This window comes from Acinetobacter sp. 5862, from assembly GCF_024494585.1.
Classification (GTDB): domain Bacteria; phylum Pseudomonadota; class Gammaproteobacteria; order Pseudomonadales; family Moraxellaceae; genus Acinetobacter.
The window spans coordinates 1-322 of sequence record NZ_JANHGP010000106.1; the positions used below are offsets into that span (position 1 = coordinate 1).

The window sequence follows — 322 nt, forward strand, 5'->3', positions numbered from 1 at the left end:
GTAAGCATCCGCTGAACCCCATGCCTATTTTTTAATTCGGTTTAGGTTTCCAGCGGTGTGGCAGTAATTCTTCAATCTGGGGCACTTTATGGGTCGGCAACCTTTTCAGCACATCACTTAAATAGGCATACGGATCCAGCCCATTCAGTTTTGCTGACTGGATTAAAGTCATGATATTGGCCGCTCGCTGACCACTACGCAGCGAACCTGCAAATAGCCAATTCTTGCGTCCTAAGGCCCAAGGCCGCATCTGGTTTTCCACCCAGTTATTGCAAATCGGTAGATTGCCATCATCCAGATAGCGGCTTAAAGCTGGCCAACG

Annotated in this window: 1 protein-coding gene; it reads right to left on the bottom strand. The window is 48.4% G+C overall.

Annotated features, from left to right (window positions below):
* Positions 1–31: 31 nt before the first annotated feature.
* On the bottom strand, positions 32–322 hold a 291-nt coding region (locus NO346_RS14725; RefSeq protein WP_256415605.1), incomplete at its 5' end, for a transposase domain-containing protein.